Here is a 16627-nt window from a genome sequence, read left to right as displayed (position 1 = left end):
AGACAAGAGAAGAGAGAATATAAAATGGCAAAACGTACTGATTTAAAAAGTATCTTGATCTTAGGCGCTGGCCCAATTGTTATTGGTCAAGCATGTGAATTTGATTATTCAGGTGCACAAGCCTGTAAAGCACTGCGTGAAGAAGGTTATCGGGTTATTTTAGTTAACTCGAACCCCGCAACAATTATGACTGACCCTGAGATGGCTGATGCTACTTATATCGAACCTATTCATTGGGAAGTTGTACGAAAAATCATTGAAAAAGAACGTCCTTGTGCGGTTTTACCGACTATGGGCGGTCAAACGGCTTTAAACTGTGCTTTAGAACTTGAAGCAAAAGGCGTGTTAAAAGAATTCAATGTTGAAATGATTGGCGCAACCGCTGATGCCATTGATAAAGCAGAAGATCGCAGTCGTTTTGACAAAGCCATGAAAGCGATTGGCTTAGACACGCCAAATGCTGAAATTGTACATACGATTGAAGAAGCGCACGCTGCAAGTAAAATCTTAGGTTTTCCTTGTATTATTCGTCCTTCGTTTACTATGGGTGGCACCGGTGGCGGTATCGCTTATAACCGCGAAGAATTTCACGAAATTTGTACCCGTGGTTTAGATCTTTCTCCCACCTCAGAATTATTGATTGATGAATCACTCATCGGTTGGAAAGAATATGAAATGGAAGTGGTTCGCGATAAAAATGATAACTGTATTATTATTTGTGCGATCGAAAACATAGACCCTATGGGTATTCATACGGGTGACTCTATCACGGTTGCTCCAGCGCAAACCTTGACTGACAAAGAATACCAAATTATGCGTAATGCCTCGATTGCGGTATTACGTGAAATTGGTGTTGAAACCGGCGGCTCAAACGTCCAATTTGGTATTTGTCCTGAGACTGGCCGTATGGTGATTATCGAGATGAACCCACGGGTTTCTCGCTCGTCAGCATTAGCCTCAAAAGCAACTGGTTTCCCGATTGCTAAAATAGCGGCAAAATTAGCCGTAGGTTATACCTTAGATGAGTTAACCAACGACATTACTGGCGGCGCAACACCAGCATCTTTTGAGCCCACCATAGATTACGTTGTGACTAAAATCCCACGTTTTAACTTTGAAAAGTTTGCGGGCTGTGAAGACAGATTAACCACCCAAATGAAGTCAGTGGGTGAAGTTATGGCGATTGGCCGTAATCAACAAGAATCATTACAAAAAGCGTTGCGCGGTCTAGAAGTTGGCGTTAACGGTTTTGACTCTATGGTTGATGTGACTCAACCCGGTGCCAAAACTAAAATTATGCACGAGCTGCAAGAAGCTGGCTCGGACCGTATTTGGTATATTGCTGACGCGTTCCGTTTAGGCTTAACTGTTGACGATGTTTACCGCTTAACCATGATTGACCGTTGGTTCTTAATTCAAATTGAAGATATTGTTTTAGAAGAAGCGAAAGTAGCGGAAGGCGGCTTAAAAATATTAACCCCTGAGTATTTACGTAAATTAAAACGTAAAGGTTTTGCTGATTCTCGTCTTGCCGATTTAATTGGTATTGCTGAAGCTGAAGTGCGCAAAAAGCGTCATAAAGCGAATATTTTCCCTGTCTACAAACGTGTTGATACCTGTGCGGCTGAATTTAGTTCAGATACCGCTTATATGTACTCCACTTATGATGAAGAGTGTGAAGCCAACCCAACAGACAATGAAAAAATTATGATCTTAGGCGGCGGTCCAAACCGTATTGGCCAAGGTATTGAGTTTGATTACTGTTGTGTTCATGCGGCATTAGCCTTACGCGAAGACGGTTATGAAACCATCATGGTTAATTGTAACCCTGAAACGGTTTCAACCGATTATGATACCTCTGACCGGTTATATTTTGAGTCAATCACTTTTGAAGATGTGCTTGAAATTGTCCGTATTGAAAAGCCAAAAGGCGTTATTGTGCAATACGGTGGTCAAACACCATTGAAATTAGCCCGTGCTTTAGAAGCGGCTGGCGTACCTATTATTGGTACATCGCCTGATGCTATTGATAGAGCGGAAGACAGAGAACGTTTCCAACAAGCAGTTGACCGTTTAGGTTTATTACAACCAGACAATGCTACGGTGACTTCCATCGACGAAGCCATGGCAAAAGCTGAAGCTATTGGCTTTCCATTAGTGGTTCGTCCCTCTTATGTTTTGGGTGGTCGCGCAATGGAAATTGTTTATGACTTAGATGATTTACGTCGTTATATGACTGAAGCGGTTAATGTCTCGAATGACTCACCTGTGCTGCTTGATCATTTCCTTGATGATGCGATTGAAGTAGATATTGATGTGGTTTGTGATGGCACCGATGTAGTAGTGGGCGGCATTATGCAGCATATAGAGCAAGCCGGTGTGCATTCAGGTGACTCAGCTTGTTCATTACCTGCCTATAGCTTAAACCAAGAAGTACAAGATGTGATGCGCAAGCAAGTCACCGACTTAGCCTTTGAATTAGGCGTTATTGGCCTAATGAACACGCAAATGGCGGTTAAAGACGGTAAAGTTTATATCATTGAGGTTAACCCTCGTGCTGCGCGTACTATTCCGTTTGTATCAAAAGCAACGGCTGTGCCTTTAGCTAAAATAGGCGCACGTGTGATGGCGGGTAAATCACTGAAAGAGCAGGGCATTACGAAAGAAATTATTCCACCGTATTTCTCCGTTAAAGAAGTGGTTATTCCGTTTAACAAATTTCATGGTAGTGACCCATTAGTGGGACCAGAAATGCGTTCAACGGGTGAAGTGATGGGTGTGGGTGAAACATTTGAAGAAGCTTATGCAAAAGCTAATTTAGGTGCTGGCGTATCAGTACCCAAAGATGGTCGTGCATTAATCTCTGTGCGTAATAGTGATAAAAAACGTGTGGTTGAACTCGCAAAACAAATGGTAGCTTTAGGTTATGAAGTTGACGCCACACACGGTACTGCTGTTATGTTGGGTGAAGCTAATATTCCTTGTCGCTTAGTGAATAAAGTACATGAAGGTCGTCCACATATTCTTGATAGAATTAAAAATGGCGAGTACAGCTACATTATTAATACCACAGAAGGGCGTAAGGCGATTGAAGATTCTAAAGTATTACGTGGTGGTGCTTTACGTTACAAAGTCGCATATACTACAACCCTGAACGCTGCATTTGCCGCTTGCCAATCGCATGCTGCCGATGATCGCAATACCGTAACTTCAATACAAGAGTTACATAAACGTTGTAAATAAACAGCTTAAAAAATGAATTTGCTTGCTGTGTAAAAGCGCGGCGGTAGCGCAAATTCATTTTTAAACTTTATTTAAACGACTTATTTTCTAAAGGTGGTTAACCTACTCATCGTAGTTAGGGTAAACCGCCTTTCTTGTTAGAAAAAGAAGAGAGAAATGACAAAATACCCAATGACACTTCTTGGTGCTGAGCAGCTAAAAGAAGAATTAAGAATTTTAAAAACAGAAAGACGTCCACGTATAGTCAAAGATATTGCCACCGCTCGTGAGCATGGTGATTTAAAAGAAAATGCTGAGTACCATGCCGCGAAAGAAGAGCAAGGTTTTTGTGAAGGTCGTATTCAAGATATTGAAGGCAGACTATGTAACGCGCAAGTGATTGACGTGACAAAAATACCCAACACTGGCAAAGTTATTTTTGGCACAACAGTGAAATTACTTAATCTTGATACTGACGTTGAAGTGACCTACAAAATTGTTGGTGACGATGAAGCAGACTTTAAAACTGGGCGTATTTCATTAAATTCCCCTATTGCTCGTGGTCTAATTGGTAAAGTAGTGGATAGTGAAATTGAAATTACCACACCGGGCGGCGTAGTTGAATATGAAATTATTTCGGTAGATCACCTTTAGTATCTACTGTTATTTAACCTTATTTGACGTGGATTAAGCTATGTTAAATTTAAAATAAACCCACTTATGATTTGAATTTAAGTTAGATAAGTGGGTTTAATGTGATTAAAACCAGTGACGTTAATTCATTATATGTTACTGGTTTTTTTGTGCCAGACAAACCTTGTTGTGATCACAACTGATTGCTTTAACATTATTATAGCCAATGCGTTGCAATTGCTCTGCAGCCAATGTGGCGCGACCTCCAGAAGCGCAATGGAGGTAAATCTCCATACCCGCGTCAGTACAATATTCAGCAATGTTCATTTCTAATAGACCACGTGGAATGGTTATTGAATTTGTTACAGGCGAGGCAGCAGTCTCTGCCGGCTCTCGAACATCAATAAATGTGGCATTTTTGTGGGTAAATGCTTGTGCGGCGCTAACACAATCAACAGAATTTTTAGCTTGTGCAACTAATTCAGCTACCGATAAAATCATTTCAAAACCTTTTATAAATTTATGTGACGACTACATTCTATGCCAAGCACAAACCTTTGTATATTAGTTTTTTCTAATGTTTGATTTTGCTATCAGTTTAAGTAGGAGCCGATTAGGAATTTAGTGATAAGTTTGGCTTTAATAAAATATAATGGTCAAGACATTATCACGAGTACATTTGTACTAAATATAAAAAAAGGGCCGAAGCCCTTTTTTATATGACCAAAGTATGTAAATTAATTACATTTTTGGTATACGAATTTTCTTTTCTTCTGATTGGCGAAAGATAACTAAGGTTTTTCCGATCACTTGTACTTTAGTTGAATTTGTTTCACGACAAATGGCTTCAACAATAAGTGCTTTCGTTTCACGGTCTTCCGTAGGGATTTTAATCTTAATTAATTCATGGTGGCTTAATGCGTAGTCGATTTCTGCAACTACCGCTTCGGTAAGGCCGTTATTACCTAGTAATACAACGGGTTTAAGGCTATGTGCCAGACCTTTTAAATACTGAATTTGTTTTTTATTTAAGTTCATTAACAATTTTCGTTACAAGTTAGCTTGAATTTTTGCTATTTTACCTCCATCTAGTTTGTAATACTAATTTTGTTTACAAACTGTCAGCTTTTTACCGTATTTTTATGGTTTATTTTTGGTTAATATAGTTATGTCGTTATTTTAGTGGCAAATAAAATAAACTAGTACTCCAAAATACAAGTAAGCGTTAAACAGCAAAAATATATAAGTGGATTGAATGAGTAAGAATAAAGTCAGTGTCAGTAGTGCCCGATGGCTAAAAGAGCACTTTGATGATGAATATGTAAAAAAAGCACAAAGACTGGGCTTGCGCTCACGTGCTATTTTTAAAATTGAAGAGATAAATAATAAAGATAAATTGATCAAGCCTGGTATGAAGGTGGTCGATTTAGGTGCGGCCCCTGGCGGTTGGTCTGAATACGCCACGAAGGTGGTTGGTGATAATGGGCAAGTTGTTGCATGTGATATTTTAGCGATGGCCCCTATTGCCGGTGTTGATTTTCTGCAAGGTGACTTTCGCGAAGAAGCCGTACTGAATGCTTTATTAACTCGCATTAATGGTAAGAATATCGACGTTGTTATGTCTGATATGGCAGCAAACTTTACCGGTAATGATACTGCAGACGCGGCCCGAAGCATGTATTTAGTGGAATTAGCACTTGATATGTGTAATCAAGTTTTAAAGAAAGATGGCGCTTTTGTAGTGAAAGTGTTTCAAGGAGAGGGTTTTGAGCAATTTATTAAAGATGCTCGAGCCGCATTTAAAACCGTCAGAACTCGCAAGCCTGAATCATCACGTGCCCGTTCACGTGAAGTTTATCTTGTGGCGACGGGCTTTAAATTGTAGTAAATTATAGTATATTGGGTGGAATTATTTCATCGCACCATTTTGAACATTAGCAAGAGGTCATTAAGTTGAGCGATATGGCAAAAAATCTTATTTTATGGTTAGTTATTGCGGTTGTATTGATGTCTGTTTTCCAAAGCTTTACCCCTGGAAGCGGCAAAGAACAACAAGTGGATTACACACAATTTGTCCAAGACGTACGCAAAGGGCAAGTTAGAGAAGTTAGCGTCGATAGAAACGGCGTTATTAATGGTATTAAACGTAGCGGTGAAAATTTCGTTACTGTTATTCCTGGTGGCTATGATCGTGATTTAATCAACGATTTAGTCAAACAAGGTGTTGATGCCTCGGGTGAACTACCGGAAGAAACTAGTTTTTTAACCACTATTTTCGTTTCTTGGTTTCCCATGATATTGCTAATTGGTGTCTGGATTTTCTTCATGCGTCAAATGCAAGGTGGTGGCGGTAAGGGCGCGATGAGTTTCGGTAAATCGAAAGCGCGTTTGTTAGGCGAAGACCAAGTTAAAACTACCTTTGCTGATGTTGCCGGTTGTGACGAAGCAAAAGAAGAAGTTTCTGAACTAGTAGATTACCTAAAAGAGCCATCACGCTTTCAGAAACTAGGTGGGCGTATTCCATCGGGTGTTTTATTGGTTGGACAGCCGGGTACAGGTAAAACCTTGCTAGCGAAAGCTATTGCGGGTGAAGCGAAAGTACCTTTCTTCACCATTTCTGGTTCAGATTTTGTTGAAATGTTTGTCGGTGTTGGTGCCTCTCGTGTACGTGACATGTTCGAACAAGCGAAAAAGTCAGCGCCTTGTATTATCTTTATCGATGAAATTGATGCTGTAGGTCGCCAACGTGGCGCAGGCATGGGTGGCGGTAATGATGAACGTGAGCAAACACTAAACCAAATGTTGGTTGAAATGGATGGCTTTGAAGGTAATGAAGGCGTCATTGTTATTGCCGCCACTAACCGTCCTGACGTATTAGATCCAGCGTTGTTACGTCCTGGCCGTTTTGACCGTCAGGTTACTGTTGGCTTACCCGATATTCGTGGTCGTGAACAAATCCTTAAAGTGCATATGCGTAAAGTGCCATTAGGTGACGATGTTAAAGCATCAGTTATTGCTCGTGGTACCCCTGGCTTTTCAGGTGCAGATTTAGCTAACTTAGTTAATGAAGCCGCTTTATTTGCTGCGCGTTCAGAACGCCGTGTTGTTGGCATGGCTGAGTTTGAGAAAGCAAAAGATAAAATTTTGATGGGCTCTGAGCGTCGCTCTATGGTGATGAGTGAGTCAGAGAAGGAAATGACGGCATACCACGAAGCAGGACACGCTATTGTAGGTCGTTTAGTACCTGATCATGACCCAGTCTATAAAGTCAGTATTATGCCGCGTGGTCGTGCGTTAGGTGTCACTATGTACTTACCTGAACAAGACCGTTTTAGTCACAGTAAGCAGCATTTAGAAAGTAATATTTCATCTTTATATGGTGGTCGTATTGCCGAAGAACTTATTTACGGTTTTGATAACGTATCAACGGGTGCTTCAAATGATATTGAACGTGCAACACAACTTGCCCGTAAAATGGTTACGCAGTGGGGCTTTTCTCAAAAAATGGGTCCTATGCTATTTGCTGAAGAAGAAGGTGAAGTATTCTTAGGTAGATCATCGTCTAAGTCATTGAACATGTCGGATGAAACTGCACGTGCTATCGATGATGAAATTAAAGACTTTATTAATCGTAACTATGATCGTGCGGCAACTATCTTGAAAGAAAATGAAGATATTTTACATGCGATGAAAGATGCTTTAATGGAATATGAAACCATTGATGCATTGCAGGTTGATGATTTAATGAATCGTACTAAAGTTCGCCCACCAGCTGACTTTGAAGCTAAGGACTCTGATGATAAATCAGATAATAGCGCTGGTTCTAGCAAAATATCAATGGAAAAAGATAGAAGTAAAAAACCATCAAATAAGCCTAAAAGCCCAGATGATGCTTCAGATGTTCCTGCTAAATAATTAGCAAAACAATGTTAAGAGCCCCAATAGTTTAAATCATTTGATTTATTAATTATTGGGGCTTTGTATTATGTGAAATTTGATTAGTTAGTCGAATTACTATTTTTTAACTAAAAATTAATAAAGAGAATACGGTGTTAAATCATCTTAATTATTCAAACGCATTAGTAGATTTATCAACACCACAGGTCATGGGTATTCTTAATGTTACGCCGGATTCTTTTTCAGATGGCGGCAAGTATACGCAATTCGATTATGCGCTTGAGCAAGCGGAGCGGATGATTACTGATGGCGCGAGCATTATTGATATTGGCGGCGAGTCAACGCGACCTGGCGCTGAAGCTGTTAGTGAAGAGGATGAACTCGCCCGGGTTATTCCGGTATTAAAAGCGATTAAACAACGATTTAAGATTGTAGTTTCTATTGATACTAGTAAAGCTTCAGTGATGAGCGCTGCGATAGATGCGGGTGCAGACATGATTAATGACGTGCGAGCATTACAAAATGAGGGCTGTTTAGCCGCGGTTGCCAACAGTAACATTCCGCTTTGTTTAATGCATATGCAAGGCCTACCTAGCACCATGCAAAATAGCCCAAGCTACGACAACGTTATTAATGACATTATGGTGTTTTTTCAACAACGCATTGATGTTTGTATTAATGCTGGTATCACACGAGAACGGTTAATAGTAGATCCAGGTTTTGGTTTTGGTAAAACCCTAGAGCAAAATTTATACTTATTGGCAAATTTATCAAAATTTAGCCAATTAGGTTTACCTTTACTTGCCGGTTTATCGCGTAAGTCTATGATTGGTGATTTATTAAATCGCAAGGTTGAGCAACGTCTTGCAGGCAGCTTAAGTGCTGCAATCCTGGCGGTTCAGCAAGGCGCTGATATTATTCGCGTGCACGATGTTCAAGCAACTGTGGACGCATTAAAAGTACTAAAAGCGGTAACTGAGCACCATTAAGCAGTTACGTTAAACAGTGATATATTAAAAAAAGTTAGTGCTAACGTGATTAGTACAAGGGAGAAAGTAATGTCAGAAAGAAGATATTTTGGTACTGATGGAATTCGTGGCTTAGTCGGTCAATACCCAATTACCCCAGAATTTGTGATGAAATTGGGTTACGCCGCAGGCCGTGTTTTAGCGGCACAAGGTACTAAAAAAGTCTTAATTGGTAAGGATACTCGTATTTCAGGCTACATGTTGGAGTCGGCATTAGAAGCGGGCCTTTCTGCCGCAGGTATTGATGTAGGTCTATTAGGGCCAATGCCAACGCCAGGTATTGCTTATTTAACTAAAACTTTTCGTGCTGAAGCTGGCATTGTAATTAGTGCTTCACATAATCCATTTTACGATAATGGTATTAAGTTTTTTTGTCAAAACGGGGAAAAGCTACCCGATGCGGTTGAATTAGCTATTGAAGACGAATTAGATCAAGACATGGGCTGTGTTGAATCAGCGCATTTAGGCAAAGTTACGCGTATTGCTGATGCTGCAGGTCGTTATATCGAATTCTGTAAAAGTAACTTTCCAAGTCAATATTCATTAAAAGGTATGAAAATCGTTGTCGACTGCGCGCATGGTGCGACATACCATATTGCCCCCAGTGTTTTTCGAGAGTTAGGCGCTGAAGTGATTGAAATAGGTACCTCACCTAATGGCACTAACATTAATCATGAATGTGGGGCAACATCGATGGCAGCCATCAGTGCCGCGGTTATTGATCATCAAGCTGATCTAGGCATCGCATTGGATGGTGATGGTGATCGCCTAATGATGGTTGATCACACCGGTTATGTGCTAGATGGCGATGAAAGTGTTTATGTTATCGCTTGTAACGACTTAAAAAATGGCAATATTGATGGTGGTGTTGTTGGCACATTGATGAGTAATATGGGCTTAGAACTTGCGCTTGCTGATTTGGATGTACCATTTGCCCGCAGTAAGGTCGGTGATCGCTATGTTATGGAAATGCTTAAGCTCAAAGGCTGGAAATTAGGCGCAGAGAACTCGGGACATGTGATTAACTTAAATCATACCTCAACGGGTGATGGCATTATTGCGGCATTGAATGTATTAACTGCGGTCTGTAACACCGGTAAAACATTATTTGAATTACGCCAAGGTATGAAAAAATTACCACAAATTTTAGTCAACGTCAGATTTTCAGGTAACACCGACCCTTTAATTAATCATGATGTTGTTGCAGCAGTTAATAAAGTTAATGAAATACTCACCGGTCGTGGTCGCGTATTATTAAGAAAATCAGGTACTGAACCCTTGATTCGTGTGATGGTTGAAGGGCCTGAACATCATGAAGTTACTGACTTAGCACATGAGATTGCCAACGCTGTAAAACAAGCTTTTTAGTCAATAATGTCAGTTGATTTTAATGGTCGAGTGAATAATGAGCAATTAAACATGATATTGCTTGAATTGCTTGTATCTTGCCGGCAGGTTAGTTAATATCTCGCCGCTTTGATTTAGGAATGAAAAATGAATAGACGTGCAATAGTTGCGGCAAACTGGAAAATGAATGGCAGTTTGGCATTAGTCAACTCAATGGCTTTAGAATTAAGTAATGTGACGTTAAATGAGAATGTTGAAGTTGTTGTTTGTCCTAGCTTTCCATACTTAGCGGCATTTAGTTTGGCAAGCTTGAATGCAAACTTAGCAACTACGTTTAGTTTAGGCGCACAAAACTTAAATGAACATGCTAAAGGTGCATTTACCGGCGAAATATCAACGTCAATGTTACAAGAAGTTGGTGTTAATTATGTTATTGTTGGGCATTCTGAACGTCGTAGTATTTATAAAGAATCAAGTTCATTAGTTGCAGAGAAAGTTCAAGCAGCATTAGCTGCTGGCCTTAAACCTATTTTATGTATAGGTGAAAGTGAAGAAGAACGTGTAGCTGAGCAAACTGAAATCGTTTTAGCGAGGCAATTACAGCCGGTTATTGATGAGATTGGTATTGAAAAATTTATAGATGTTGTTATTGCGTACGAGCCAGTTTGGGCAATAGGTACTGGAAAAACAGCATCGCCAGAGATGGCACAAACAACCCATCAATTTATACGCGAATTTATCGCAAAAATCGATGAAAACGTCGCAGTTAAAGTGCCATTGTTGTATGGTGGCAGTGTCAATGCGACAAACTGTGAAGAATTATTTGCACAAGCTGATATCGATGGTGGATTAATCGGCGGTGCTAGTTTAAAAGCCGAAGAATTTAAAATAATTTGTTTGGCAGCAAAGGGAAAATAAAATGTTGTATCAAGTGTTAATTGTAGTGTATTTGATCGTTGCGTTATGTTTAATTGGCTTAGTGCTAATGCAACAAGGTAAAGGCGCAGATATGGGCGCATCATTTGGCGCTGGTTCTTCAGCCACTATTTTTGGTTCAAGCGGTTCTGGTAACTTCTTAACTAAAGCGACAACTTACTTAGCGATAGCATTTTTTGCTATCAGCTTAGTACTAGGTAACTTAACAGCTAACCGCGTTAATGCAACTGACGAGTGGGATAACATTAACGCTCCTGCTGGACAAACTGCTCCAGCAACAGATGCTATACCTACAGAAAGTGTTGAGCCTAAAGTTGAAAATGCTGATGTACCTGAAAGTGATGTTGCTGTAAAAAAGACTAGCGACGTACCAAAATAGTTTTAAAATATTTGCAGATATGGCGGAATTGGTAGACGCGCTACCTTGAGGGGGTAGTGCCTTAGGGCATGAGAGTTCGAGTCTCTCTATCTGCACCACACATATAAAAAAGGCTTACAGCAATGTAGGCCTTTTTTATTTTTGTTATATCAACTTAATGACTATCTTTGTCTATTTAAAGCAGTAACCGGATTATTCAGTATGATATTAAAAAGACAGTTGTTCAGTGTTTCGTGGCTAATACCAAGTTGATTAATTACCTGCTTATTTTTAATGGTTAAAATAAAAAACTATGGCGTTATAAAATTAATAAGGAGAATAATTACTGACCAAATTTTATGTCTTGTATTTCTTCATTTTTCCTCATGAAAAAGTAGAGCGCTTAATTAATCAAATTAGTACGACTTAATTGTTAGCTGAAAGGCTGATGGTACGGCTTATTTTTTTTGGTGAGTACTTAGGGGTTTTATAGATTTTTTGCCTTTAAATAGCTATAAGCTATCTTTATTTTTATTTTTCAACCTATTTGATGGTGTTAAGGAATTAATAAGTACGTACCTTATGAAAAGTAAGGTGATTCTTTCATAGACTTGTCGTAATTATTAACTTACCCATGTAGTTCTAAAAAGGTAGGTGAAAATAAAATAGACTGGGTTTAGCGCCATGCTAAAATTTTTTTGGTGTTTTATCTGTGTCCAGTTCATGTCTATAGGGGTTATCGGGCCATGTAGTAAAAAATGGCTGAGCAGTTTTTATAAAAAATCAGAGTGATCCAATGGCATATGGCAGTGCTACTCGTACTGTAGGAGGGACTCACTTTAGAAAAAAGCTAATGAAAGTGCTAGTTATGTTTTAGACTACTATGTTTCAGATTACTATGTTTTAGACTACGATGGCTTACAAACACATATCGCAAATAAGCTGTATGGTTTAATAAAGTAAGTTAAACAGGGATAAGTAAAACCTCGATGCTCTGCCTTTAAATATTAGCGAAATAGAAGTAGGTGTTTTATTTTTATCAGGCACTAAAATAGTTAATATTAAGTAAGACATCTAATACCAATCCCATGAAGTTATTGCTCACTTGTACTAGTTAAAATAGCTCAAGGCTGTGTTGCTCTCAATCCCAATAGCCAGCTATTGCTCAATCGAGCGCCTTACCTTGAGTTATTTTTCCTGCGCACAACAAGATCACAAACTTAATAGAACTGGTATAAGCTCATTATCGAGCTCATTTAGGTTGATTAAAAGGTATTTTTAATAAGGTAAACAAGTTTGCATTTTTTTTATTGGCGGGGAAAGTTTTAAGGCCTATAGCTAAATTTTCATCACTTTTTTGCGCATGCGACTTATAACTAGCAAATATTCTATCCCACCAACTAACACTAAAACCGTAATTGCTATTGGTTTCTTCTACTACTTGGCTATGATGAATACGATGTAATTCTTGCGTAATAAGTATGGTTCGTAATGGCATCTCTAACCAACGTGGCAATCGAATATTAGCATGGTTGAATAGCGAAAAACCATTGAGTGCTATTTCAAAAATAATCACCGCAAGGGCAGGTACACCAAGTAAAATAACTGCCAAGCCTTTAAGTAATATACTTAACACTATTTCAATGGGATGAAAGCGCAAACCCGTACTGGCATCGATATGACTGTCGGCATGATGAACTTTATGAACACGCCATAGTATCGGCACCAAATGAAAAAGTCGATGTTGCCAATAAATCATTAAATCTAATAATAATAAACTCAAAGCAATACTCAGCCAATTTGGCAAGTTAATGATATTGAATAGGCCAATACCTTGTGCTGAGCTATACAAAGCAATACCGGTAACGCCAATAGGCACTAATAGCCGAGCAACGACTGACGATAAAATTAATAGAGAAAAGTTACCGAACCAACGAACACGTTTAGTGAGTCTGCTTTTACGCGCAGGAAAGTAGCTTTCTAGCACTAACATAGTGAGTAAAATGGCAAAGAAAATACTTAATCGTAAACTGGTATCTGACATTTATTCCCCCTCGGTTAACGTATATTTATCATTATGGTTCACCGTCTTAGTTTGCTTTGTTAAGGCGTGTTCTTTCAAGGTATGATAGCCACCATAAATCCGTGTAACAATTGTTATTGCCGCTAATAAAGCAAAGCCATAGGCAAGTTCAGCAAAATATTGTGGCCATAAACAAAAGGCGACAAAGATAAGAATGGTCTCGGTGCCTTCGGTTAAACCATTTAAATAATAAAAACTTTTGTAAGCAAATTGTGGTTTATCCAAGTTGAGTTTTTCTGCCGGAATAGCGAAGGCTAAAAAACTCGCTCCAGTACCAATAAACACCGCTAACAATACCGCGGCGGCTAAAGCATTTTGTTCAGGGGTAGCTAATGCGAAGCCTAATGGTATTGCGGCATAGAATAAAAAGTCGAGGCAAATATCTAAAAAACCTCCAGCGCTGGTACTGTTATTTTGTTGTCTTGCCAGTGCGCCATCTAAACCATCAAACAGCCGGTTTAGTACAATGGCTGCTAAAGCTAAATTCCATAAGTTTAAGGCCAAAAAGGGCACGGCTAACAAACCCACTATAAAACCGGCTACGGTTAGTTGATCTGCGGTTACTTGGCGTTTATCTAATAAACTGACCACAGGCTGTAACAAGGGTTCTATTAAAGGCGTAATATATTTATCTAGCATAAGTCTGTTTCTTAAATGTCTTGTTGTGGTGTTTTCAGGTGAAACACTTTGCCATTAGCCGCTATGGCGTCTGACTCATCATGTGTCACCATAATAACAGGTAATTGGTGTTGTCTAATTTGTTCAAATACTAACTGTCGTGTCTCTTGGCGTAACTGACTATCTAATTTACTAAATGGCTCATCCAATAATATGGCTTTAGGTTGACTCAATAATACCCGTAACAACGCCACACGTGCTTGCTGTCCGCCAGATAAACTTTCAGGTTGACGATTTTCTAAGCCGGCTAAACCAACGTCAGCTAATGCCTGACTAATTTTTATCGCGCGTGCTTTGTTATCGCTTTTAGGCATTGCAAAAGCAATATTACCAGCAACAGATAAATGCGAAAATAACAACGCGTCTTGAAACAATAATCCGATATTACGCTGATAACTGGCGACTTTGGTAATATTAGCGCCATTGAGGTAAAGCTGACCATCGGCTTTAAATCCTTTGGGTAACATACCGGTTAGCCAACTTAATAAGGTTGATTTACCACTGCCTGAAGGCCCCATTATGGTCAGCACTTCACCACCTTTTATCGTTTCGTTAAGTGATAGTAACGGTGTTTGTTGGCGCATTATGGTTAAGTTTTCTATCTGTAAACTATTTATCTCAAAAGAATGGCTCATCGGTTAACCTTAGTGATATAACTTGCTGTTTTGTTATTGCGTTTTGCTTGAGCCTTTTGTCTTTTTTTTCGCATTGACATCAGCCAAATTAGTGAAAAAGCGATGGCGGGTAATAGCATTTGTATTAGCGCATAAACCGCACTTGTGCGGCGACTAGCACCGTTGGCTAAGCTTACCGCCTCGGTGGTCACGGTATTAAGCCGACCACCACTGACTAATAATGTTGGTAAATACTGGCTAAAACTAATGGCAAGTCCTAATGCGCTCGCCATCATTATAGGCATTAATAACTGCGGTAAACTCACCTGTAAAAATATTTTAATCGGCGATGCACCTAAGCCTGCTGCCACTTGTGCATAACGCGGGTCAAGCAGGCGATAACTGGTGGCTAAAGATAAAAATACATAAGGTAAAACAAACAGTAAATGCGTTAAGGCAACATTTATAAAGGTTGCTTTGCTATGAACCGCTTCTTGGAGCCAGACTAAGCCAAATAAAAAAGCAATGCTGGGGATCATCAACGGCAAGTAAATAATCACACTACTAAAGCGTGAGAGCTGCGCCCCGTTCTGTTTTTCAAACTCTAAGGTCAGCAAGGTTAAAATGAGTGCAATGCTAGTCGCGACCAAACCAATAGAAAGTGAGTTTATTATCGGTGTTTGTATTTGTAGTAAAGCCGATTGCCAATGCGTTATTACCCATTGTCCAGGCAGTGCTAACGGAAACTGCCAGTAGCCGGCAAATGACCAAAACACCATACCAAGCAAGGCCAAGGTAATAAAACAGCTTAACAACAGGGTAAAGATATTGATGATTTTAGTCCAGAAAGTATCACCGTATGTGCGCTGACCGTTGCTTAAGCTTTTACTGATTATCGCTTGGGTTGTTTTTTCTAATAGCCACCACGTTAATAGCACCGAAAGTGTAATGAACAACTGTAATATCGCTCCAGCGGATGCTTTTATTCGCAAGCTTAAATCGACATCATGAAACCAGTTCATAATGGCCACAGCTAATGTTGGTGGTGTATTTGGCCCCAATATTAATGGCATCTCTACACTGGCACTGGCGTAGGCGAGTATGGCTAACATGGGTAAACGCATGAACGGATAAATGTTAGGTAGCACGGCCTTGAAGAACGCAGTTATCGGATAATAGCCTAAGCTAAGCGCAACACGATATTGCGCCCGTAACTTGAGATTAAGATCGGGTTGGGCAATAGCGCTCAAAGTCATTAATAATAAAAAAGGCAGCTCTTTTAGCGTTAAACCCATAATAATGCTAATACCGTAAGGGTCATGGGGCAGTAACCAATCTGTTGGGCTCTGCCAACCGGTTAACCACGGAGACAGTAGGCGCGCAATCATACCTGAAGGTGTGATCAAAAAGGCAATAGCTATCGCAGCCGCGGCATGGGGTATCACTAAAATAGGCCCTAAAAAACCTTGAATACGGGCTAACCACGGGCTATCAAAATAATTGGCTAACAGTAAAATTGTCATAATAAAAGCCAATAGACCACTGATAATACTGCTGAAAAAACTCAAACCGATCATCTGAGCTATGCCGGGTGTTTGTATTAGTTGTTGAAAGCCTTGTAAGCCAAATTGAGTTCTGTCTAAAGCTGGTAACCAACCAAATGCGGGTAAAAACACACCTAATAAACCGCCCAGCACAGGTAAAATTAATATCGCTACTAATAACTTAGGACTGAATTTTACCACGGCACTAAAAAGTGTGTCGAGCCGTTTGGTGCCATTCTTTAAAGGGGGGGTATTTAAGAAATTACTGGTCAGGTTATGGCTCATTG

At 39.7% G+C, this 16627-nt stretch carries 14 protein-coding genes and 1 tRNA gene; 9 read left to right on the top strand and 6 right to left on the bottom strand.

The genetic code is table 11. The features are described 5' to 3' along the window. The first annotated feature begins 24 nt into the window (after positions 1 to 24). Positions 25 to 3243, top strand: a complete 3219-nt coding sequence (gene carB, locus ESZ39_RS03170) for a carbamoyl-phosphate synthase large subunit (RefSeq protein ID WP_146878346.1) — start codon at positions 25 to 27, stop codon at positions 3241 to 3243. A 156-nt stretch (positions 3244 to 3399) separates the two neighbouring features. Then, positions 3400 to 3876: a transcription elongation factor GreA gene (gene greA, locus ESZ39_RS03165; RefSeq protein WP_146878345.1), complete on the top strand. Its 477-nt coding sequence runs from the start codon at positions 3400 to 3402 to the stop codon at positions 3874 to 3876. A 135-nt stretch (positions 3877 to 4011) separates the two neighbouring features. Here the strand turns inward: greA and ESZ39_RS03160 are convergent, their stop codons facing one another. After that, a complete protein-coding gene (locus tag ESZ39_RS03160; RefSeq protein WP_146878344.1) occupies positions 4012 to 4356 on the bottom strand; it encodes a rhodanese-like domain-containing protein in 345 nt (114 codons plus the stop codon). Between the two features lie 240 nt (positions 4357 to 4596). After that, positions 4597 to 4893 carry a ribosome assembly RNA-binding protein YhbY gene (gene yhbY, locus ESZ39_RS03155; protein ID WP_146878343.1) on the bottom strand — a complete coding sequence of 99 codons (297 nt, stop codon included), beginning with the start codon at positions 4891 to 4893 and terminating at the stop codon, positions 4597 to 4599. A 217-nt stretch (positions 4894 to 5110) separates the two neighbouring features. Here yhbY and rlmE point away from each other — a divergent pair, with 217 nt between their 5' ends. The 7 genes from rlmE to ESZ39_RS03125 all read left to right on the top strand — a co-directional run bounded on the left by rlmE (position 5111) and on the right by ESZ39_RS03125 (position 11540). After that, on the top strand, positions 5111 to 5740 hold the full coding sequence (rlmE, locus tag ESZ39_RS03150) for a 23S rRNA (uridine(2552)-2'-O)-methyltransferase RlmE (protein ID WP_146878342.1): 630 nt from the start codon (positions 5111 to 5113) through the stop codon (positions 5738 to 5740). A gap of 77 nt (positions 5741 to 5817) precedes the next feature. Further along, on the top strand, positions 5818 to 7770 hold the full coding sequence (gene ftsH, locus ESZ39_RS03145) for an ATP-dependent zinc metalloprotease FtsH (RefSeq protein WP_223270215.1): 1953 nt from the start codon (positions 5818 to 5820) through the stop codon (positions 7768 to 7770). 191 nt (positions 7771 to 7961) lie between these two features. Then, positions 7962 to 8741: a dihydropteroate synthase gene (folP, locus tag ESZ39_RS17705; protein ID WP_191321694.1), complete on the top strand. Its 780-nt coding sequence runs from the start codon at positions 7962 to 7964 to the stop codon at positions 8739 to 8741. Positions 8742 to 8810: 69 nt separating this feature from the next. Then, a complete protein-coding gene (gene glmM / locus ESZ39_RS17700) occupies positions 8811 to 10148 on the top strand; it encodes a phosphoglucosamine mutase (protein WP_191321690.1) in 1338 nt (445 codons plus the stop codon). A gap of 126 nt (positions 10149 to 10274) precedes the next feature. After that, complete coding sequence (tpiA, locus tag ESZ39_RS03135; RefSeq protein ID WP_146878340.1) at positions 10275 to 11045, top strand: triose-phosphate isomerase; 771 nt, start codon at positions 10275 to 10277, stop codon at positions 11043 to 11045. 4 nt (positions 11046 to 11049) lie between these two features. Continuing rightward, positions 11050 to 11442: a preprotein translocase subunit SecG gene (gene secG, locus ESZ39_RS03130; protein WP_191321693.1), complete on the top strand. Its 393-nt coding sequence runs from the start codon at positions 11050 to 11052 to the stop codon at positions 11440 to 11442. Positions 11443 to 11455: 13 nt separating this feature from the next. Continuing rightward, positions 11456 to 11540: transfer RNA gene (locus ESZ39_RS03125), tRNA-Leu, on the top strand. Between the two features lie 1133 nt (positions 11541 to 12673). Here the strand turns inward: ESZ39_RS03125 and ESZ39_RS03120 are convergent. Genes ESZ39_RS03120 through ESZ39_RS03105 form a run of 4 tightly spaced genes read right to left on the bottom strand, consistent with a single transcriptional unit; the run spans position 12674 to position 16625 of the window. Next, entirely contained in the window at positions 12674 to 13465 is a 792-nt protein-coding gene (locus tag ESZ39_RS03120) for a sterol desaturase family protein (RefSeq protein ID WP_146878338.1), read from the bottom strand. Further along, positions 13466 to 14143, bottom strand: a complete 678-nt coding sequence (locus ESZ39_RS03115; RefSeq protein ID WP_146878337.1) for a CDP-alcohol phosphatidyltransferase family protein — start codon at positions 14141 to 14143, stop codon at positions 13466 to 13468. Between the two features lie 11 nt (positions 14144 to 14154). After that, positions 14155 to 14817 (bottom strand): ATP-binding cassette domain-containing protein, encoded by a 663-nt coding sequence (locus ESZ39_RS03110; RefSeq protein ID WP_146878336.1) that lies wholly within the window; start codon positions 14815 to 14817, stop codon positions 14155 to 14157. Further along, the gene (locus ESZ39_RS03105; protein WP_146878335.1) at positions 14814 to 16625 is read right to left on the bottom strand and encodes an ABC transporter permease; all 1812 of its coding nucleotides are present in this window, start codon (positions 16623 to 16625) and stop codon (positions 14814 to 14816) included. Before ESZ39_RS03105 ends, ESZ39_RS03110 begins: the two co-directional genes overlap by 4 nt. Between the last annotated feature and the right edge of the window lie 2 nt (positions 16626 to 16627).

Origin of the sequence: Colwellia sp. C1TZA3 (assembly GCF_007954265.1) — a bacterium.
Taxonomy (GTDB): Bacteria; Pseudomonadota; Gammaproteobacteria; order Enterobacterales; family Alteromonadaceae; genus Cognaticolwellia.
This window is presented reverse-complemented; position numbering and strand designations above follow the sequence as displayed.